12 protein-coding genes and 2 pseudogenes are annotated in these 20,137 nt (G+C 69.5%); 5 read left to right on the top strand and 9 right to left on the bottom strand.

Going from position 1 to position 20,137, the window contains the following annotated elements; translation table 11 throughout:
• Window positions 1-139 precede the first annotated feature (139 nt).
• The 4 genes from ABR737_RS07760 to ABR737_RS07745 form a co-directional block, all read right to left on the bottom strand.
• Complete coding sequence (locus ABR737_RS07760) at window positions 140-574, bottom strand: hypothetical protein (protein WP_350249442.1); 435 nt, start codon at window positions 572-574, stop codon at window positions 140-142.
• A gap of 657 nt (window positions 575-1,231) precedes the next feature.
• Entirely contained in the window at window positions 1,232-2,002 is a 771-nt protein-coding gene (locus ABR737_RS07755) for a YqjF family protein (protein ID WP_350249441.1), read from the bottom strand.
• A gap of 116 nt (window positions 2,003-2,118) precedes the next feature.
• Entirely contained in the window at window positions 2,119-3,546 is a 1,428-nt protein-coding gene (locus ABR737_RS07750; RefSeq protein WP_350249440.1) for a carboxylesterase/lipase family protein, read from the bottom strand.
• Between the two features lie 175 nt (window positions 3,547-3,721).
• Complete coding sequence (locus ABR737_RS07745; RefSeq protein ID WP_350249439.1) at window positions 3,722-4,342, bottom strand: hypothetical protein; 621 nt, start codon at window positions 4,340-4,342, stop codon at window positions 3,722-3,724.
• Between the two features lie 379 nt (window positions 4,343-4,721).
• Between ABR737_RS07745 and ABR737_RS07740 the strand changes: the two genes are divergently transcribed.
• Together ABR737_RS07740 and ABR737_RS07735 are read left to right on the top strand one after the other, a co-directional pair.
• Window positions 4,722-6,632 carry a HEAT repeat domain-containing protein gene (locus ABR737_RS07740; RefSeq protein ID WP_350249438.1) on the top strand — a complete coding sequence of 637 codons (1,911 nt, stop codon included), beginning with the start codon at window positions 4,722-4,724 and terminating at the stop codon, window positions 6,630-6,632.
• 175 nt (window positions 6,633-6,807) lie between these two features.
• Window positions 6,808-7,811 (top strand): annotated as a pseudogene (locus ABR737_RS07735) (IS5 family transposase).
• Window positions 7,812-7,902: 91 nt separating this feature from the next.
• On the opposite strand, the gene ABR737_RS07730 reads toward ABR737_RS07735, so the two are convergent.
• Complete coding sequence (locus tag ABR737_RS07730) at window positions 7,903-8,643, bottom strand: SDR family NAD(P)-dependent oxidoreductase (protein WP_330316719.1); 741 nt, start codon at window positions 8,641-8,643, stop codon at window positions 7,903-7,905.
• Window positions 8,644-9,146: 503 nt separating this feature from the next.
• Between ABR737_RS07730 and ABR737_RS07725 the strand changes: the two genes are divergently transcribed.
• Window positions 9,147-10,589: a cellulase family glycosylhydrolase gene (locus ABR737_RS07725; protein WP_350249437.1), complete on the top strand. Its 1,443-nt coding sequence runs from the start codon at window positions 9,147-9,149 to the stop codon at window positions 10,587-10,589.
• Window positions 10,590-10,674: 85 nt separating this feature from the next.
• Here the strand turns inward: ABR737_RS07725 and ABR737_RS07720 are convergent.
• Window positions 10,675-11,198, bottom strand: a pseudogene (locus ABR737_RS07720) (IS5 family transposase); the annotation flags it as partial.
• Between the two features lie 264 nt (window positions 11,199-11,462).
• On the opposite strand from ABR737_RS07720, the gene ABR737_RS07715 reads away from it, so the two are divergent.
• Both ABR737_RS07715 and car read left to right on the top strand, forming a co-directional pair.
• Entirely contained in the window at window positions 11,463-12,203 is a 741-nt protein-coding gene (locus ABR737_RS07715; protein WP_350249436.1) for a FadR/GntR family transcriptional regulator, read from the top strand.
• A 769-nt stretch (window positions 12,204-12,972) separates the two neighbouring features.
• Window positions 12,973-16,503, top strand: a complete 3,531-nt coding sequence (gene car / locus ABR737_RS07710; RefSeq protein WP_350249435.1) for a carboxylic acid reductase — start codon at window positions 12,973-12,975, stop codon at window positions 16,501-16,503.
• Window positions 16,504-16,655: 152 nt separating this feature from the next.
• Here car and ABR737_RS07705 read toward each other — a convergent pair whose 3' ends face one another.
• The 3 genes from ABR737_RS07705 to ABR737_RS07695 are packed head-to-tail and all read right to left on the bottom strand — an operon-like array spanning window position 16,656 to window position 19,773.
• Window positions 16,656-17,153, bottom strand: coding sequence for an NUDIX domain-containing protein (locus tag ABR737_RS07705; RefSeq protein ID WP_350249434.1), 498 nt, complete (start codon window positions 17,151-17,153; stop codon window positions 16,656-16,658).
• On the bottom strand, window positions 17,150-17,743 hold the full coding sequence (locus tag ABR737_RS07700) for an NUDIX domain-containing protein (protein WP_350249433.1): 594 nt from the start codon (window positions 17,741-17,743) through the stop codon (window positions 17,150-17,152). Before ABR737_RS07700 ends, ABR737_RS07705 begins: the two co-directional genes overlap by 4 nt.
• On the bottom strand, window positions 17,740-19,773 hold the full coding sequence (locus ABR737_RS07695) for an ABC transporter ATP-binding protein (protein WP_350249432.1): 2,034 nt from the start codon (window positions 19,771-19,773) through the stop codon (window positions 17,740-17,742). Before ABR737_RS07695 ends, ABR737_RS07700 begins: the two co-directional genes overlap by 4 nt.
• Window positions 19,774-20,137: the final 364 nt, after the last annotated feature.

Genomic DNA, 20,137 nt, shown 5'->3' with positions numbered 1-20,137 from the left:
GCACGACCCCGCGGAAGCGTCCCGTGGGGTGCTGTGTGGCGTGTTCCGGTGTCCCGCTTGCCCGACGCGGCGTCAGGCGGCGGACGGGGTGTGGCCGCGGTATGCCTGCACCGGGGCCACACAGGAGAGATATGGGCCGTCAGAATGTCCAAGTGGTGTACCACGTCGCCTGGTTGGAGGGATTTCCCACCTGGGAGGAGATTCCGGTGAGGCGGCCGTCAGCGCCGCGGGAGCCTATGTAGCGGCCCTTCGTGCCGTTGTTCCAGGCGACGACGAAGGAGACATAGGAACCGTCCACGAACCCCTGCTCGATGGTGCCCGTCGTCGCACTTCCCGTCCTGGCGATGCCGGTGAGGTTCCCCTGGGCGTCCTGGGTCACGGAGAGCGTCGCGTTCCACCCATTGCTCTGGTACAGGGTCCAGATCCCGCCGACGTTGAAGCCGGGTGCGGCCGCCTTGGCCACCGATGCCACGGCGGGCCGGTGCGCAGCGGCCTGAGCGGCGGGTGCGGCGAGGACGGTGCCACCCAGTGCAACGGAGAGAGCCACGGCGGCCGTGACGAGTCTGACGCGCATGCGGATTCCTTTCCCAAAAAGGCAATTTATGCGGCATAGGGCCTTCTGTGGGCCCTGAGCCTCGCAGTGGCGACTGTTCCCGACCAGGCGTGAACCGGTCATTGGCGGACATGCGGGAGGCCGGAAAGCGACATGTCGAGCGAATGCTCGGGGCCACTCAGGCATAGGCGGACACGACCGGGAGCATCGGCCGTGTCTGGTGCGCTTCGCCATCACCCGTCCGGTGCGTCGCATCCGAAGCGCGTTGGCGGGCGGTTGATGTGAGTGGCGCAAGTGCCGGCGTTGGTACCGGCACCTCGCCTGCGCCACCGACGGGCGACCGGCAGTTGTGAGCCGGTTGCCCCGGCCGGCTCAGACCTATCTCCGCCTGCGCGGAGAGCCTGACGCCCTGGAAGCCGCACGGCGCCGGCGTATCGGTTCACCTCCGCCTGCGCGGGGAGCCTCTGGGGTGTTGCAGGAAAGGTTCGACATGCCATCTTCAACTGAACGAGCGCTCGGGCACGGCTTGACTCCGGCTTCGGCGTCCTCGGCGAAGGCATCTCGAAGACTGTGCACAACTTGGTTCGCGTGCCTGGGCTGTGGTCGCATGGTGGCGATGCTCTCCAACGAACCTTCCGCAGACTCCAAGGCGCCATTCGACCGCCGCGCTGCGCGGGCTCAGGGGGTGGGCAGACCGCCCGGGCGGGCAGGGCGGCCGAAGCGAACCGGCACGCCGGGGGAGTACAGCACGCTCACCGGCGGGCCGACCGGCGACGGCAGCCCGGCGGCGGCCACCAACTCATCCTCACAGTGCAGGAGTTCGGCCCGATGCAGTGGCCAGCGCGGGTGGATATTGGGCAGATACACCGGTCGGCCGAAGAAGGCGTTGTGCATGCCCCAGCGGGCGGTCAGGAAGTGTTCGAGGGCGGTCGGCTCCTCGATCCGCTCGCCGATGTGCACCGCGATCCGACAGCGCGCCCCGCGCGGCCCCGGCCAGCGTCGGCTGCTGGTGTAGCTGATGGTGTTCGCGTCCGCGTCACGGTGGATCGCCATCTTGGCCCACATGTAGGGCATCCGGAAGGCGCTGCGGGCGACGGCCACCGGGAGCAGCCGCGAGGCCTCCAACGAGCGGAACACCACGCCGCGTCGGCCGTGCCGGTCCACCGAGTAGAGCCGCACGTTGGTCTCCGGAAAGGTGCCGAGGTACGGGATACCCGGCCCCCTGAACCAGCCCACCCGGTGCATCCGGAACGCCACCAGGCCGATGTAGGTGAGCCCGTCGTAGGTGTCCGGCACGGTCCCGGCCGGCAGCAGCGGCGCCACGTCCGCAGGGTCGGCGGCCCAGTGCAGGAACGACAGATCGAGCCAGGACTGGGTGAGCAGCGTGTCCGGAATCTCGTTCACCGGATCGGGCGTTATCGGCTCCGCGGGGGCGGGAGAGAGCGACATCGCGTCAGCCTCGCACACCTCTACGATCCGTCGCCCCGAGCACGCCGCGTCAGGCTGCGAGGAGCCCGACGGATGGGGCCGTGATCGCTCTTCCGGCGTCGTGCGTAATGAAGCCGCTATGCGGAGACGGAGCTTTCCCAGATCTGCCGGGACGCTTCCAGCGGGTAGCAGGTGTCAGCGGGTGGGAGGTTCCAGACTCTGGTGGTCGAGCGGTCCGGAGTGAAGCGCGGCCAGCCCGGGTCGCCGGTTGCGGCGAACGAGGTCCAGGCAGTGCGCAACCGGCCGGACAGGTCGGCGAAGTCGGAGGGCGGGGGTGAACCCAGGAAGCGGGCGGCGTAACGGCTGGTGGCGTTGCCGAAGGTGAACGGGACGTCGATGCCGTGGGCGGCGCCCAGAGTGGGGCCTTGCCAGGTGAAGTCGTACAGCCAGGTGGGGCCGCCTGCACGTGCGTGGGACCGGGCGACCCGGGTGGTCGGCATCCGTACGAGGGCGTCGGACAGCATCACCGTGAACAGCTCGGTGTCGGTGAGCCCGGGGTGGGCCCGGCGGTAGGAGGCGGCCGCCTCTTTGCCCAGGCCGACCGCCTCGGCGACCAGCCTCAGGTCGGCTCCCGCCGCCGGGGCCGGGCCCTGGCCCCGGTACTCGTCGTGGGTGAAGCCGCAGACCAGGTCGACGTCGTGGCCCGCGCCGGTTTCGAGGGCGGCCCAGGGCTGCCCGGTCACCAGGTCGTCGTCGATGACGGGACCGAAGGCGCTGAATCCGTCCTCGCGGGTGTGAAGCGGCGCGTCCTGGACCGCCAAGAGCGCCTCGGGCGGCAGGCCTGCCAGCCCGTCCCACGTCGCCGGGACGCCTGCGGCCTGCGCGATCGTGGCCGTGACCGTCGCTGCCTCGGTCCGGGTCCGGGCCCCCGCCGGGATGCTCTGGGCGATCGCACGCCGGAACAGGCCCCGCGCCGCGGGAGCGGCCATCAGCAGGACGGCGGAGGCGGCGCCGGCGGACTGTCCGAAAACGGTCACGTTGCCGCTGTCGCCGCCGAAGGCCCCGATGTTGTCCCGGACCCACTGGAGGGCGGCGATCTGGTCGTGCAGCCCTCGGTTGTCCGGCACTCCGGGCAGGTGCCCGAAGCCCTCGAAGCCGACCCGGTAGTTGAAGGTCACCACGACGACTCCGGAGCCGGCGAGCGTGGTGGCGTCGTAGTGGGGCATGCTCGCCGAGCCGTGCTTCCACAGGCCCCCGTAGATCCACACCATGACCGGCAAGTTGGCCGCACCGGGGTCAGGGGTCCACACGTTCACCGTCAGGCAGTCCAGCCCGTCGCCGGGCCGCCACATGGCCGGGGCGCCGGGTGCCGGGGCCAGCTGCGGCGGCGCGGCCCCGAAGGCGAGAGCGTCGCGGATCCCGTCCCACGCCGGAGGCGCAGTGGGGGGCCGGAACCTCAGCGGACCCACGGGCGACGCGGCGAAGGGGATCCCCTGGAAGCACGAGATCCCGTCCCTGCTGGTCCCTCGCACCTTCCCCGCGGACGTCACCACCACTGGATTCATACCGCTCTCCTCAGCCGAGACGGGCCTCCTGGCCACGACAGGCCGCCCCGATTCTACGGCTGGGTGTCTGCCTGGCCTCGTACGCCTTGCTCGGAACCGGTGCGCAGAGTGGGGTTATCTGCGGCTGGGGATACGCGGAACCGGTCGGCCAATAGCCAGGGCAAGGGGCCAATACTCAGTGCTTGGCGGGCTCACGTGGCGGCATCCAGTGGTGGACCGTGTAGTCGCCCTTTTCCAGGGTCTCGAACGGGGCGGAACCCAGGCATTTGCCTACGCTGTTCTTCGGCAGGCCATCCATGGCCCAGCTATAGCCCAGCCGGTCCTTCTTGCCGTCATCCAGCACGGTGAAGCCGAATCGCTTGCCCTTCAGGTCACCGATTTCCGGCATGCCCGGTGCGCCCTGGAAATGCGACTCCTCCACGATGCCGGTGGCGACGGCCACCGGACCGCCGGTCACCAGGCAGTCGATGCGGCCCTTGAAGTAGCCGCCCCACTGCTTGCCGACGTGATGGCTGGCGTAGAAGGTGCCGCGTGCCTTGTCGCCGAATCCATGGGCATCAAAGGTGAAATGGACGTTGTCGCCCGGCCGGCGCTTGAGCTTGGCCGATCCCTTGAGCAGCGGTTCTTCGACGGTGCGTCGCGCGGCGGAATGTGCCCCGGTCCCGGCGGGGGATCCGGCAGTTGACTCGGACGCGGTGGCCGCGCCCGTGGTGCCCAGGGCGAGGGCGGTCGTCGCGCCGATGATGAGGGTCGTGGCGGTGACGAGATAAGGGCGCCGGACGCGGGTGCGGAGCATTGCTTCCTCCAACGGGAAGGGCATCGAGCGGACCCTCTTCAGGTCCGTCGGCCGGGAAACCTCCGGCCACTCACCACGGTGCCGCCAGCACCCGTATCGCCACATCGCACCACAGGCCGGTGCACCTCCGCCGTCCGGCGGAAGGCAGGAGGGTACGTCAGGCCGACGCGAGGCACGACTGTCCAGTGGGCTGCCTCCGGATCCACGGGGGCCATATGGGCCGGGAGTCGGTCAGAGTGGCAATCACAGCGCTGGAATGTGTCCGGCGCATCGGGGCCGGGGGAACTGTCATGCGGAGCGCCCTGCACCGTTCGGGCTCCGCATGGTCGCCGGCGAACTCGGCGGCGTTCACAGGGGCTTCCCTCGTTAGAGTCCGCTGATGAACTCATCAGCCGACGGGCCGGGCCCCGTGTCTCCCGATACGACAGGCCCGGGGGCTACTGACGCTTCGAGCCGGACGGGAGCAGGTGACGGATCGGGTGCCGACACCGTCGCTTTCGACTGGCACTCCGTCATCTACCGGGACTTCGATGTCGAACTCGACGAGCCGGGCAGCCGCAGCGGAGCGGCGCTGGAAGCGCTGAAAGCGGAGCTGGGCACGGTCCCCGATGCCCAAGGCTTCTTCCTTGCCGGTCACTGGGCGGAGCAGTTGTCACTGGCCGTCAGCGCGGGGCTGCCCGTACTCCTCCGGCAGCTGTCCCACCCGGACCCCACGGTGCGCCGCATCCTTGCCGTGGTGTTGGCCTACACGGACGCCCTTCCCGACGACATCGTCCCCGAGCTGCGCGCGCACAGCGAGAACGACCCCGACGCGCCGGTCAGGCTCGGGCTGTCGCTGGCGCTCGGGCGGTACACGGATACCCCGCAGGTACGCGACTATCTGCGCCACCGCCTGACAGGGGAACCGGCCGGCGCGTTCGGGGCGGCGTTGGGCTTGCTCCTGCCGCCGGTCCGGGAAACCGATGATGCGGTGATCGACGAAGCGGCCGAGGCGCTCGCCCGATATGCCGGTGAGGCCGGGGCTGCGCTGGCGGAGCTGGCATGGTGCGACCCGGAATGGAGCGGGCCGGCGCCGCGCGGCCCCGTGGACTGTGTCGACACCTGGCTCCACCCCACCCCCGCGCTGCGCTCCCGCTGGCTGACCCGGATGCTCCCCGGCCTGTCGGACGGCCGCCTCGACGCCGCCACGGCTCCCGTACTCGTCGAGGCTGCTGACCGGCTGTTCGCCAAGGACCGCGAGGGTTGTGCGGGTCATGCATCGGCGGTCGCGGGTCTGCTCGGCCATCCTGATCCCGAAGTGCGACGCGCTGCCGTCGCGACCTTCCACCTGCACCTTCACGACGGCTACCGCGATGCCTTGGCCACGATTCTGCGTGCCCCCGTCCCCGACCCCGCTGTGTTCGAGAAGGCGCTGGCGATTCTCACGAAGGAGGGCGACCCCCGGTGCCTGCCGCTGATACAGCAACGGATCCGTCAGGGCACCCTCCCCTCTGGGCTGTTGCGGTCGGCCAAGGGCCTGGCCGACCAGGTATGGCCGCACCTCCAGGAGCGGCTCGCCGAGGAGATCTCGTCCGCCGAGGTCTGCTCGCTGCTGACCGAAACCTATGGATGGCGCGGCGGCGGTCAGGCCGTCCCTCAGGTCATCGGCACGCTGGAGCGGCTGCGCCGACGCATCGAAGCCACCGACCACCCCGACCATCACGATCTGGCGGCGGCACACCAGTCCTGCCTGTTCCTGCGCCGGTACGGGCTGTCCGACGAGCCGGCGAGGTCGGCCCTGCGGCGGGTCGCCACCGGAACGGACCCGGAGCTCCGGCTGTCCGGCATCGGGGCGCTGAGCGGAGTCGGCGTGTCGGCGGACGACGAAGTGGTGCGCCTGCTGCTGGACGTCCTCGCGCGGCGAGGCCACAGCCTTCGTACCGGGAGCCGCCGTGGCCTGCGTTTCGACGTCAACGCCTGTGGCCAGCTAGGTCAGTTGGGCCCGCGGGCGCAGCTCGCCGCCGCTGCCCTGCGTGGTCTGCGTGACGGCGCGACGGAGGCGGCCGAAGCGCGGGTGGCCGCGGCCTACGCGCTGTGGCGGATCACCGGTGACGCGGACGGCGCGTGGCGCGCATTGGTCGAACAGATCCCGCACGATCCACAGGGGGCGCTGAACAACCTGGGCTTCATGGGCGTCGCCGCTGAACCTGCGCTGCCGGTACTCCGCGACCATGCCAAGTCCGGTGACGACGTGGGCGCCCGGGCCCGGAACACCATCGGCATCATCGAGGCCAGGTTGGCCAAGAGGTAGGGGCCGGCGGCACGACCGGTTAGCGGAGTTCGCTGGAAGAGCGTCTTGTTTGGGAACGGCATCTCGCGTGGTCGGTGACGCGGGTGGATGGCCGCGGATTAGGGCGCGTATCGAGTCGTGATCAATCTGCGGGAATCGACCTCACCACAGGGACTGGATCGGTAGACCTTCTTGCATGACGCGAGTGCAACTCACAGATCAGGAGTGGAAGTTCATCGAGCCGCACCTGCCGATCGGGGAGTGCGGTCCGTACCCCGAGCGGCTGCGGCAGCAGTTCGAGGGCGTGATCTGGCGGTTCAGGACGGGCGGGCAGTGGCGGGAGATGCCGACCGAGTTCGGTGCCTGGTCGACCGTCCACAACCGCTTCCGGCAGTGGCGTGACGCCGGCGTGTTCGAGGCACTGCTGGAGGACCTGATCGCCGAAGCCGCGAAGCGGGGCGAGGTAGACCTGTCCCTGGTCAGCGTGGACTCCACCACCGCGCGGGCCCACCACGACGCGGCCGGAATGCACCTCGATGAGGGCTTCGTCACCGCCCTGGAGAAGGCCGCGGCCGAAGAGGAGAAGGCCAGGTCAAAGGGGGCTCCCTCGAAGAACAAAGCGGGCGGGTCACCGAAGACGATTCCGCTCGGGAAAAGCGGCGACGCATCCGACGCCGGCACAAACTCCGGCTGAAGGCCGCCCTCCTCGGACGCTCCCGGGGTGGGCAGACCAGCAAGGTCCACCTCGCTGCCGACCGCAAGTGCCGCCCCCTGGCATTCATCCTGACTGCGGGCCAGGCAGCGGACAGCCCGCAGTTCATCCCCGTCCTTGAAAAAGTGCGGGTGCGCGGGCCCGTCGGTCGCCCCCGCACCCGGCCGGACGCGGTCGCCGGGGACAAGGCGTATGCGTCCCGCGGGAACCGCGCCCACCTGCGTAAACGCCGCATCAAGGCGGTCATCCCGGAGAAGCGGGACCAGGCCGCCAATCGGAAGCAGAAGGGCTCCAGAGGTGGCCGGCCCGTCAGCCACGACGCCGACCTCTACAAGGAGCGGAACACGGTCGAGCGTGCGATCAACAGGTTGAAGGCGTGGCGAGGCATCGCCACGCGCTACGACAAGACCCCGGGCAGCTACCTGGCCGGGCTCTACCTCCGTGCCTCGACGATCTGGATCAGGGATCTCATAGGGTCCACTCCTTGATCGCCACTGAAAGACGCACCGCGCCTTGGTCGCCGCCCGCCGCCGGGACCAGGGCGTCGCTCTTGCCCTGAGGTGGCGGAGCCGCCTGTGCTCACATCCCGCCGGCGATCCTCATCACCGTGCCGGTGGCGTAGGAGGCGTCGTCCGAGAGCAGCCAGGCGACCGCTCCGGCGATCTCCTCGGGCTGGCCGGCGCGGCCCATGGGGACGATCTCCGCGATCTTGGCGGGCCGCTGCGGGTCGGCGTGGAAGTCGGTCCAGATCGTGCCAGGGGCGACGCAGTTGACCCGGATGCCGTCGGCCGCCACCTCCTTGGACAACCCGACCGCCATGGCGTCCACGGCGGCCTTCGCCGCCGCGTAGTGGACGTAGGTGCCGGGGCTGCCGAGGGTCGCGGCGGCGGAGGAGATGTTCACGATCGCCCCGCCCGCCGTCATGTCGCCGATGGCCCGGCGGGCGCACAACAGGTAGCCCAGGATGTTGACTTCCAGAGCCTGTCGCATCCCTTCCGGGTCTGCGCTGGCCAGTGGTCCGACCGGCCCGCTCACCCCGGCGTTGTTCACCAGCCCGGTGACCGGTCCCAGCTGCGCGGCGGCAGTATCGAACAGGCGATCCACGTCCGCCGCCTCGGCGGTGTCGACCGCGACCGCGACGGCCGCCCGGCCCAGCGCGCGCACCCCTGCGGCCACGCCCTCGGCCGCCTCGGCATCCGACCGGTAGCCGATGGCGACATCGTGTCCCTCGGCTGCCAGCCGCAGGCAGATCGCCGCGCCGATGCCCCGGCTGCCGCCGGTGACCACAGTCACCCGCTGCCGCTCTCCCTGTTCCACCATGTTCCGGTCCTTAGAGCTGGGCTTATAAATGATCGATCAAAGGCCACTCTACTCAGGCTGCTTCCGCGTCGATCCCTGCCCTCAGCGTCCGAGGTGCGGCGTTTACGCAGGTGGGCGTGGCTACCGCGAGCCAAGGCGGCTTGTTCTGGCCACCGCGTCCGGCCGACCCGAACAGCGTCGGAGGCCACAGCTCAGCGAACTCCCCTGCTTGATATGCCATTTGCACCCGCGTGATGCAAGAGGTCTGCCGACCCAAGCCACGCGGTGAGAACGCTTCCCGCAGATTGATCACGACTCGATACGCGCCCTAGCGGCAGGCGTGGCCGTCGGCGCGGTGGCGGCGGGTGGGATACAGCGTCACGTCGCGGACCGGCGCGGACCGGCGCGGATCCGCGCGAGCGAGATCTTCCGCCTCTGGCCTGTGAACTTAACCCACCCGCCAGTAGCATCCGACCGGCCAGGAGCACGCCGCACAAGCAGCCATCCTCGAAAGGGTCTCCTGCATGCGCTTGACCTCCCGCGTCGCCTCCGCCGCCCTCGCCGTGGCCGCCCTCCTGCTCGGCGTCCTCCCCGCACAGGCCCAGGCCCACCCTGACCGCGCCCCCGACCGGGTCCCCGGCCGCGCCTCCGACCGGGTCACGGTCGGTGACCGCACCTTCATCGCCGACGGCCAAGGCCGCGCGCTCCAGTGGCGCGGCTTCAACCTCGCCGACAAGAACAGCCGAGGCGCCCACGCATTCGCCGACATCCACGAGAGCGACCTCAAAGACATGGCCGCCCGGGGCTTCAACCTCGCGCGCCTCGCGTTCTTCTGGGACGACCTCGAACCCACCCCCGGGCACTACGGCCGCGGCTACCTCACCAAAATGCGCCGCATCCTCGACTGGGCCGACCGCTACCACATCAAGGTCATCCTCGACGCCCACCAGGACGTATACGGACCCCACTTCGGCTCCCGCGGCGTCCCCGACTGGGCCACCCGCGACGAGGGGCTGCCGTTCACTCCGATACCCGACGACTGGTTCTCCGAGTACTTCGAGCCATCCGTACAGACCGCCTTCGACCACCTGTACAAGGACGCCGACCTCCGCGCCGCCCACGCTCGCATGTGGATGACGGTCGCCTCCGCCCTGGGCAGGCACCCGGCGCTGCTCGGCTACGACCTGATGAACGAGCCGTTCGCGAAGTTCCTCGAAGGCGAAGACCTTCCCACCGCCGCGGCCCGCTTCGAGGCCACGGAACTCACCGAGCTGTGGAACCGCCTTGCCCATGCGATCCGCCTGGTCGACCGCAGGTCATGGGTATTCGTCGAACCCACCGTCATCGTCGGTCTCGGCGTCCCCACCCAGCTGGGCCACATCGACGACCCGCACGCCGGCTACGCGCCGCACTTCTACGAGACCGGGATGGAAACCGGCGCCGACTACGACCCCAACGGCACCTTCATCCCGGCCTTCGAGGCCGCGATCAGCGACTACCCGACCCGTCACCGCATGCCGGTGATCGTGGGGGAGTGGGGCGGCAACCCGTACGTTCCGCACGCGAGCCAGTTCGTCACCGACATGACGGCCTCCCTGGACCGCTTCTCCAGTGGCTGGACGTGGTGGCAGTGGTGCCGGGGCGGCGGCTACTGCTTCCTCGACCAGACGGGCGCCGCGAAGCCCAACGCCCAACTGCTCGTCCAGCCGTACGCGCCTGCCGTCGCGGGCGACCCGCTCAAGTTCGCGTACGACCCGGCTACCCGCACCTACACGCTCACCTTCCGCACCCGCGACAACGCAGGGGGGCCCACCCGGATCACCGTGCCCAGGGACACGTACCCGGGCGGCTACCGCGTCGATATCCAAGGCAGCAAGGCCAGTTGGAACGACCACGGCCAGACCGTCACCGTGAACACCCACGGCAGGGCCAAAGCCACTTACAGGGTCACGATCAGCCCGAGGTAGCCCTGCCGATTTGCTCGGGGGCTGCGGCCCGCGGCCCCCGCATCAACTGAAAAAATGTTCTCCACAGCACTGCGGGCAGGCACCCCCTGGTCCGTGGCCTTCCTCGGGGCCGTTCCACCCGGATCACGGTCATGAGCTGGGTGAACGCGGGGGCGTCGCCGGCTTGTCCGGCGGTGAGGTGGAAGGCCAGGGGCCGGCACCGGCCGTCTGCGGCGAGGTGGATCTTCGTCGTCAGTCCGCCGCGGGACGGGCCGAGGGCGTGGCCGTGCGGCTCGCTGTCCGGTGCCCCTTTTGACGGGCCCCGGCGGCGTGCTGATGGGCACGGACGATGGCGGAGTCGACCGCGACGACCCAGTCCAGGTCTTCCGCGGTGTCGGCTTGGGCGAGCAGGGCGGCGAAGACGCGCTGCCAGGTGCCGTCGATCGCCCACATCCGCAGGCGGCTGTAGGCGCCCTTCCACGAGCCGAATTCCGGTGGGAGGTCCGGCCACGGCGTGCCCGTGCGGTACTTGAACGCGATCGCGTCGATCACCTGCCGGTGATCACGCCACCGCCCGCCCCGCTTCGGTGTCCGGTCTGGCAACAACGGCTCAATCCGCGCCCCTTGCATGTCAGTCAACGCCAGACCCGGACCAACGACCCGATGATCCGTAAGCAACGGCCGCCGCAACCGGCGCAACTGCCCTGAGCGGACGCCCGCTTGCTCCCGAATCCGCTCGCACCGCCGCCCGCCCGCCAGGAGGGGAACAGAACTCCCCGATCCTCGATGCCGCCCCACGAAGGGACTCGAACAGACCCGAAGGCGATGGGTGAGCAGGCAGTACCGTCCCGCAAAAAACCTGTTTCGGCCGCCGGTCGGCGATCCGGTATTCAAATGTCTGATGTTTGTCTGTATGCTGTCTCCATGAAACCCATCAGTACACCGCGGAGGACGGCAAGCCTGTCCTCGCAGCTCGTGGACAGTCTCCGCTCGCACATTGAGACAGGTGGATGGCCGGTGGGGACGCGAATCCCGCCGGAGGCGGCCCTCATCGAGGAGCTCGGGGTCGGGCGCAGCACGCTGCGGGAGGCACTCGGCGCGCTCGTGCATCTGGGCCTGTTGGAAGCCCGCATCGGGGACGGCACCTACGTCCGTGCGTCAAGTGAACTCGAGTCGGTCATGGTGCGGCGAGCGAGTTCCGTACAGCGGGACAACGTGCTCGAACTGCGCACCGTCCTCGAGGAGTACGCCTCAGGGGCCGCCGCGCTGCGTCGCAGCGCGGACCAACTGCACCAACTGCGAGAGCTGCTGGCCGACGCCGACGCTGCCTGCGCCGGTGAAGACATGTCCACGGCCGGCAGTGTCGACGCATTGTTCCACCGGGCCGTAGTCCGGGCGAGCGGAAACGACCTCCTGGTCGAGGTGTACGACTACCTCGGTACGGCTCTCACCTCCGCCCTGGGGGGCCTCCCCTGGGACGCCGCCGGCGCCGAGGAGCATGCCGGCCTGCACAGGCGACTCGTCAACGCGATCGAGGCCCAGGACGAGAGCGGCGCCCGTGACGCGGCGGCTGCGATCGTCCAGCTCACCCGCGACCACGAGGCCGAGGCACCACGCGTGACGGAGGGACAGTGAATCGGCAGTCATCTTCGTTATCCCGTCACCGCTCCACCTGCAGACCGCCGGCCGACATAGAGCTGGGGCGGGCTGCCGAGCGCCCTCCCACTGCTGACGTCCGTCCGCCGCGGCGTCGCCTCTGGTGGCCTGACAGCCGGCAGTGTCCTGCCCCTGCTCACCCGAGGCCATCACGACCAACGATCGGCTGCGGCCGGGCCTCGTCCTCGCGCTGACCTTTCAGAGCGAACACGCCGGTAGCCACAGCGAAGCTGCCGCGCCGGCGGCATGGCGCTGTCCATCGGCTCCCTCGTAGCGGCGGACAGTCCCTCCTCCTCGGCATCCTGCACACGACACCACGAGCGGCTGGACACTTCCGCCCATGGCCCTGGTTGTCCCCAGCCTTGCCATTGCAGGTGCCGGACCCGGCGCAGAGCGAAACCGCCAACTGCGTTGTTCCTCCCACAGATAAGCATGCACTACCAGTGCCGGCGGCTACCGGCCCCTTCGGCAGCCGATCGCCCACCAGCGACAGGCCGCACTGCCCGGCGGGTCAGCGCTCCACTACGGCCCAAAGGATCAGCTCGGCCTGGATTGCGGACGCGCCACAAGGTGGCGAGGTCATTGACGGCGACCTCGACGCGTCGCTCCACACCCCCGTTCGCCCGAGCCAGAGCCATGCGCCCGGCCCCCGCCCCTCCAGGCTCTGTGCCACCCCCTCACCTCCCACCCCGAAAAGTGAAGATCCCTCCAGATGAACGGGCCTTCAAGGCCACAGAGGAGACCACCCATGACCGGCTTACAGCCCCCAACTGACAAGTTCAGCGCACGTACCGCTCAGCGCAGCGCTCACCTGTACGCGACAGATCCGCAGTTCCGCGCCGCCGCGCCCCTGGACGCCGTCACCGAGGCGATCCGGCAGCCGGGCCTACCGCTCGCCGACCTCGTGGCCACGGTGATGGAGGGGTACGCGGACCGCCCCGCCCTCGGCGAGCGTGTCACGGAGCCGGTCACCGACCCGCATACGGGCCGCACCACGCTGCGCCTCCTGGAGCGGTTCGACACGATCACCTACGGCGAACTGTGGGAACGTGTGGGCTCGGTGGCCACCGAGTGGCGACACCACCCCGACCATGCCGTGGGCCCGGGTGACTTCGTCACGGTTCTCGGTCCCACGAGCGCCGAGCTCACCATCGTGGATCTGGCCTGCGTCCGTTCCGGTGCGGTGAGCGTTCCGCTCCAGGCCGGGGCCTCGGCGGAGCACCTGGTCCCCATCGTCGCGCAGACCGGACCGCGCCTGCTCGCGGTGGACGTGGCCCACCTCGAGGTCGCGCTCCAGGTCGCGGCAGATGCCCCATCGCTGCGCAGGATCGTCGTTCTCGGCCACCATCCAGAGATCACGACCCATCGCGAGAAGCTGGACTCCGCGCGCGGCCAACTCGCGGCGCAGGGCCGAAGCGTCACCCTGGACACGCTGGCGTCCCTCATCGAACGAGGAAGGACTCTGCCGTCGGCTCCTCCGAGCCCCGAAGCAACGGCAGCCGACGCGCTCAGCGCGCTGATCTACACCTCGGGAAGTACGGGCACCCCCAAGGGCGCCATGTACACCGAGCGTCTTGTCCGGCAGTTCTGGGTCGACTTCGTGCCTGGCCAGGAGATGCGGCCGTCGATCGTGCTCAACTACATGCCCCTGAGCCACATGGTGGGACGGGGTGTGCTGTTCGGCACGCTCGCCAAGGGGGGCATCGCCTACTTCGTGGCGGCGAGCGACCTGTCGACCCTCTTCGAGGACCTCTCCCTGGTCCGCCCCACCGAGTTCCTCATGGTGCCCCGCATCTGCGACATGCTCTTCCGGCGCCACCAGAGTGAGTTGACCCGCCGGAACGAGGTGGAAGGCGACGCGGCCGCGCAGGCGGACCGCGTGAAGGAGGAGCTGCGGGAGAAAACCCTGGGCGGCCGCCTGCTGTGGGCCGTCAGCGCCTCGGCCCCGCTGAGCGCGGAGATGAGGACGTTCGTCGAGAGCTGCTTGGACGTCAAGATGCTCGACGGTTACGGATCGACGGAAGCCGGCATTCTCTCGCTCGACGGCCGGGTCCTGCGGCCGCCGGTGACCGACCACAAACTGGCGGACGTGCCCGAGCTGGGATACTTCGGCACCGACTCGCCGCACCCCCGGGGCGAGCTGCTGATCAAGTCCGACCGGCTCGTTCCCGGCTACTTCCAGCGACCGGATGCCACCGCCGAGGTCTTCGACGAGGACGGCTTCTACCGCACGGGCGACATCATGGCCCGCACCGGTCCCGACGAGTTGGTGTACGTCGACCGCCGCTCCCACGTCCTCAAGCTGTCCCAGGGCGAGTTCGTGGCCACTTCCCGTCTGGAAGCCCTCTTCACCGGCAGTCCGGTCGTCCGACAGGTCTTCGTGTACGGCAACAGTGCTCGTGCCTACCTGCTCGCGGTCATCGTGCCCACACAGGACGCCCTCCACCGCGCCGGCGAGGACACCCAGCACCTCAGGTCGATCCTGCGCGAGTCCCTGCAACGCCTCGCCACCGAGGCGGGCCTCAACTCATACGAGGTCCCACGGGACTTCCTCATCGAGACCGAGCCGTTCAGCCGGCAGAACGGGCTGCTCTCCGGAATGCGCAAGCTGCTGCGCCCCGCGTTGACGAAGCGCTACGGCGAGCGCCTTGAAGCGCTGTACACCGAGCTGACCGAGCGCGAGACCGACGAACTCCAGGCACTGCGCCAGGCCGGCCCGTCCCGGCCCGTACGGGGAACCGTGATCCGGGCGGCCCGAGCGCTTCTCGGACACCACCAGGGCGACGTGAAACCCGGCACCCGTTTCCTCGAACTCGGCGGTGACAGCCTCTCCGCGCTGTCGTTCTCCCAGCTGCTGAAGGAAATCTTCCACGTCGACGTCCCGGTCAGTGTCATCGTCAATCCGGTCCACACGCTCCAGCAGGTGGCCGACCACATCGAGAAGGTCCTTGCGTCGGGGCACCAGCGCCCGACCGCCGACAGCGTCCACGGACCGAGCGCGACGCGGCTCGTGGCGGACGACCTGACGCTGGAGGCGTTCCTCGACACGGAGACCATGACGAGGAGCGGCAGGCCGACCGGTCCGCTGCCCGCGGCACGGACCGTCCTGCTGACCGGTGCCAACGGCTATCTGGGCCGCTTCCTGTGTCTCGAATGGCTGGAGCGGGTCGCGGAGCGCGGTGGCACGCTGGTGTGCGTGGTCCGTGGCCGCACCGACGAGCTGGCCCGGGCACGGCTCGACGCGGCCTTCGACAGCGGCGCCCCGGAACTCCTCCGGCACTACCACGACCTTGCCGCCGAACACCTGGAGGTGGTCGCCGGCAACATCGGGGAAGCCGACCTCGGGCTCGACAAGGAGACCTGGCAGCGTCTGGCCGACACCGTGGACCTGATCGTTCACCCGGCGGCACTCGTCAACCATGTCCTGCCGTACGACCAGCTGTTCGGCCCCAACGTGCTGGGTACGGCCGAACTGGTCAGACTCGCGGTCACCTCCCGGATCAAGCAGTTCACCTACCTGTCGACGGTCACCGTCGTCTCCGGGTCCGAGGCGGCGGCCGATGAGGCGGCGGACATCCGTACGGTCTGTGGGGCGCGCGACCTCGACAGCAGCTACGCGAACGGGTACGCAGCCAGCAAGTGGGCGGGCGAGGTGCTGCTGCGCGAGGCGCACGACACGTTCGGACTGCCAGTCACCGTGTTCCGCTCCAACCTGATCCTCGCCCACCCACGCTACCGGGGTCAGCTGAACATCCCGGACGTCTTCACCCGCCTCGTGCTGAGCCTGCTGGCAACAGGAATCGCCCCAGGCAGTTTCTACGCCCGGGGCACCGGCGACGGCAGCGGGCACTACGACGCACTCCCCGTGGATTTCACAGCACAGGCCATCGCCTCGCTGGGCGATAAGGCGCGGAAGGGGTACCGGACCTTCAACGTCGTAAACCCGCATGAGGACGGAATCTCACTCGACACGTTCGTCGACTGGCTGGTGGCAGCCGGACACCCCCTGACGCGCATCCACGACTACGACGAGTGGCTCGACCGCTTCGGGACCGCCCTGCGCGGCCTGCCCGACCGCCAGCGGCAACATTCGCTGCTCCCCCTGCTGCACGCCTTCGCCAGGCCGGAGAAGCCGCTGTCCGGGTCTGCCCTGCCGGCGGACCAATTCCGCGCGGGAGTACGGGCCGCCGCCCTCAACAAGGAAAACGACATCCCCCATCTGTCGCAGGACCTGATCACCAAGTACGTGGCGGACCTTCGGTCACAGCACCTGCTGTGACCGAGCCCAGGCGGACGAGCACCACAGCCCATTCGCCGACGAACACGCCCCGTCTGGCCTGGCGCCCTGCATGCCTGTCTGGCGTTGCCGGCCGACGTGCTGTTGGCGAGATAGCGGGGCGGCACGCTGCGTCGTCCCGCTCCCCGTTACGGCTAAGGCAAGGTGGTCTGCTCCAGATAGCACACCGTGCCGGTGCCGCGGGCCTGGGCGACCGCATCGAGCCGGGCGAAGGAGTGCGGGGACATCTCCTTCTGCCACACGTCCAATGACTTGACAGCGACCTCGGTGTGTTCTTCGGGGTCCAGGACGATGCTGTTGATCTGCTGCTGGGCCAGTCGGCCGCCGTCGAAGATGAAGCCGATCTTGTGGGTGGTCCACTGCCCGAGTGGGGGCAGGAAGTGAACAGCCAGCAGGCGGGGGTCAACGGCGATGCGCAGGCCCGTCTCTTCAATGCACTCGCGGAGCGCGCACTGCCAGGGCGTTTGGCCCGGATCCATGTTGCCGCCGGGCCACTGCCACAGGTCAGGGTTGCGCGTAGCGCGCAGCTGGATCGGGCGGTCGGCCTCGTCGGTGACGAACAGACAGTCGTAGACGGTGGCTTTGGGCAAGGTCGCGATGTACTGCTCAGGAGGCAGCCACGTGCCACTCATGTTGTCTCCCCAGGGGAAGGGCGGTCGGCGGCCGAGAACGGTTCTTCCGCCTCCGGAGGTGGTGAAAGGGGGCTGGGCCGGTCGACCGGGCTGCTATTACGGGCGCCCCCCTGGGCCGCGGTTTCCAGGCCGTTGCGGCGGAGCAGTTCGGCGTGGCGGCGGATGAGGTTGCGGGTCGAGGGGGCCATCCGCAGACGCGGCATGACCTCTGGCCGGAACCAGTGCAGCATGATGCCTTCGGTCAGGTTCAACGTCGCAGGGTCGCCCTCCCAACGGCCGGTGAAGATCTGGATGGGGACAATCCCGCCATCGCTGCCCCGGGCTTGCTCCACGGCGAAGGGGGCGAGGTCGGGGAGCTCCAGACCGGCCTCCTCGCGCAGCTCTCGTCTGGCGGTCTCCTCCAGGGAACGGTCGCCCGGTTCGCGTCCGCCGCCGAGCAGGGACCACGCTCCTGGCTCCCAGATGCCAGGGATGTCGTCCCGCAGGTGCAGTAGGTATGCGCCGGCCCCGTTGTAGATCAGCGTCGATGCGTTCGCCTGCGGCAACTGGTGGGGCAGGGCCGCGTCGGTCGGTGCGGATTGTTCGGTCACGGATGTACCGTCCTCGGTCCGGAGTCGGACGGGGCGGACACGGCCCCCTGGTAGCCGGCTGCCTGGAGGGTGAACATCTGGGCGTAGTCGCCACCGAGGGCCATGAGTTGCTGGTGTGAGCCGGCTTCGGTGATCCGGCCGCCGTCGAAGACGAAGATCCGGTCGCATTCGACGACGCTCGCCAGCCGGTGCGAGATGAGTACGGTGATCTGGTCGGACCGGGCCTTGTCCCGCAATACCGCCTGGTAGACGGCGTGTTCGGCCTTCGGGTCCATACTCGCGGTCGGTTCGTCGAGCAGGAGTACGGGGGCGTTCTTGTACAGCCCGCGTGCGACGGCGATCTTCGCCCACTGCCCGGCCGACAGCTCCTGGCCGCCCCGGAACCGTTTGGACAGCACCGCCTGCCAGGTGCCCGGCAGACCGGCGATGACCTGCTCGGCTCCCGAGGCCCGCGCCGCGTCCAACGCCCGCTGGGGGTCGGTCTCGGTGAGCGTGCCGCGGGAGACCGTGAGGTTCGCCAGGGCGCTGAAGGGGAAGTGCACCGGGTCCTGCAGCACGGTCGCGACGCGCGCTTGTAGCGACTCGGAGTCCATGTCCCGCACGTCCACCCCGTCCCAGCGCACGGTGCCTTCACCTGCCTCGTACAGTCCGGCGATCAGCCGTGAACAGGTGCTTTTCCCGGAGCCGTTGACGCCCACGAAGGCGACCGTCTCTCCGGCGCGCAGCGTCATCGAGACACCGCTGAGGGCGGGCGTCTCCTTGCCGGGGTAGGTGAAGCCGACGTCCTCCAGGGTGAGGGCGGCGACGGTGGCGGGGGCGGACAGTGCCCGCCGACGGGGTTGCAGTCCACGGCAGCGTTCCTGGAAGGTCAGGAGGTCGTCGACCCACATGGCGTGCTCGTAGACCAGGTGTGCCACGTCCACGAAGCGCGTGAGCGCGGTCTGCCCGGTCTGGATGGCCAGGACGGCGCCGGCGCCGGCGGCGAGGGGCAGCCACCCGGCGATCAGCATGGCTCCCAGCGCGGCATAGGTGACACCGGTCCCGAGGCCGCCCACGGCACGGCCGGCCAGCGTCAGTACGGCGGAACTCACGCCGAGGTGGGTGTCCTCCTCGGCGATCCGGGCGGTGAGCCGGCGGTGCTCGTCCAGGATGGCGTTCTGGGCGGTGTCGGAGCGCAGTTCGGCGGCGGCGTCACGTTCCAGCAGCAGCCAGGAGAAGACCCGTACCCGGCGCTGGAGGGCGTTCCACCGCTTGAAGCTGTGGAACCGGGCCCGCGCGGTGCGTACGGCGGCGGCACCCACCGGCAGGACGGACAGCAGGAGCAGGGGGAGCAGAGCGGGGTGCAGCGAGGTGAGGACGCCGGCTGTGCCGATCAGCCCGAGGAGGGTGGAGGCCAGGGTGACGACCTGGCCGACGATCTGACGGGCGTAGAACAGGCCGCGGTCGGAGGCGCGGTAGGCGTCGTCGTGCCAGTCGGCATCGTCGACGACCTCCAGCCGCACATGTGCGGTCAGCCGCAGGAAGTCGCATTCCAGTGCGGTGCGGATCTTCGGCGTCACCCGTGCCTGCGCGACGGCGACGCCGGCCTCAAGGAGCGCCCGTGCGGACAGGAAGCCCACCACGAGCAGGATCTGCGGCACCGCGCTGCGGACCTTGTCCGGCGTCGGCCCGTGGCCGAACAGCTCCCGCAGCACGCCTACCGAGGCGACCAGCCCGAAGGCCGCCATGGCCGCGGAGAGCAGCTGCAGTACGACGACGGCAAGCGTGGCCGAGCGGTCGGCCTGCCACGCCAGCCGGCCGATCTGTCCCACGATGCGCGGCAGCCGCACCAGGACTTCGCCGACCGTCGACTTGGCCGCGGCGCCGTCGTAGACCGACCAGTACGCCTCTTCGAGCTCGTCGGCGACATCACCGTCCCCCGGCGCGGTGGGCGCAGCTGCCGGCGGAAGGCCCAGCGGCTCCTGACGGGGGCCGGGCAGGTCCGCGCGCTGCCGCGGTGACGGGCCCGCGGCTGCTTCGTCCGCACTCATGCCCACCACCACGTATCGGGACGGGATGAGCGCAGTGCACGGCGAACAGAGGCGTCAACTGCACGCTTGGGCAGCCCGGTGGCCGGGGGCATGGGCTGTCGTCGTTCGAACCGAACCGGGGGATGCTTGAGGACGAGCGCATGATTCACGGCTTCTCCACGAAACGGTGATGGGTACAGGTGCTCTAAAGAACGGCCCGTTGCGCTCCCCGTAACGGGTGACGAAGGGGCAGATCGTGGATGAATGTTCTATTCGGCGATCGAGGGCAGATGCGGCCTTGATTGCGGGGTGAAGTGGGCGCTCGAACGGCATGTTTCAGTCGTTCGTGGGATTGCCTCGCTGTGGTTGTCGCGGGTTTCGAGGC

It is taken from the genome of Streptomyces sp. Edi2 (genome assembly GCF_040253635.1).
GTDB lineage: Bacteria > Actinomycetota > Actinomycetes > Streptomycetales > Streptomycetaceae > Streptomyces.
The sequence above is the reverse complement of the archived record's forward strand: the minus strand, read 5'-3'. Positions and strand labels throughout refer to the sequence as shown.

Coding starts and splice junctions, on each gene's coding strand:
- ABR737_RS07760 (WP_350249442.1), bottom strand. CDS start 574: ATGCGCGTCAGACTCGTCACGGCCGCCGTGGCTCTCTCCGTTGCACTG.
- ABR737_RS07755 (WP_350249441.1), bottom strand. CDS start 2,002: ATGTCGCTCTCTCCCGCCCCCGCGGAGCCGATAACGCCCGATCCGGTG.
- ABR737_RS07750 (WP_350249440.1), bottom strand. CDS start 3,546: ATGAATCCAGTGGTGGTGACGTCCGCGGGGAAGGTGCGAGGGACCAGC.
- ABR737_RS07745 (WP_350249439.1), bottom strand. CDS start 4,342: ATGCTCCGCACCCGCGTCCGGCGCCCTTATCTCGTCACCGCCACGACC.
- ABR737_RS07740 (WP_350249438.1), top strand. CDS start 4,722: ATGAACTCATCAGCCGACGGGCCGGGCCCCGTGTCTCCCGATACGACA.
- ABR737_RS07730 (WP_330316719.1), bottom strand. CDS start 8,643: ATGGTGGAACAGGGAGAGCGGCAGCGGGTGACTGTGGTCACCGGCGGC.
- ABR737_RS07725 (WP_350249437.1), top strand. CDS start 9,147: ATGCGCTTGACCTCCCGCGTCGCCTCCGCCGCCCTCGCCGTGGCCGCC.
- ABR737_RS07715 (WP_350249436.1), top strand. CDS start 11,463: ATGTCTGATGTTTGTCTGTATGCTGTCTCCATGAAACCCATCAGTACA.
- car (WP_350249435.1), top strand. CDS start 12,973: ATGACCGGCTTACAGCCCCCAACTGACAAGTTCAGCGCACGTACCGCT.
- ABR737_RS07705 (WP_350249434.1), bottom strand. CDS start 17,153: ATGAGTGGCACGTGGCTGCCTCCTGAGCAGTACATCGCGACCTTGCCC.
- ABR737_RS07695 (WP_350249432.1), bottom strand. CDS start 19,773: ATGAGTGCGGACGAAGCAGCCGCGGGCCCGTCACCGCGGCAGCGCGCG.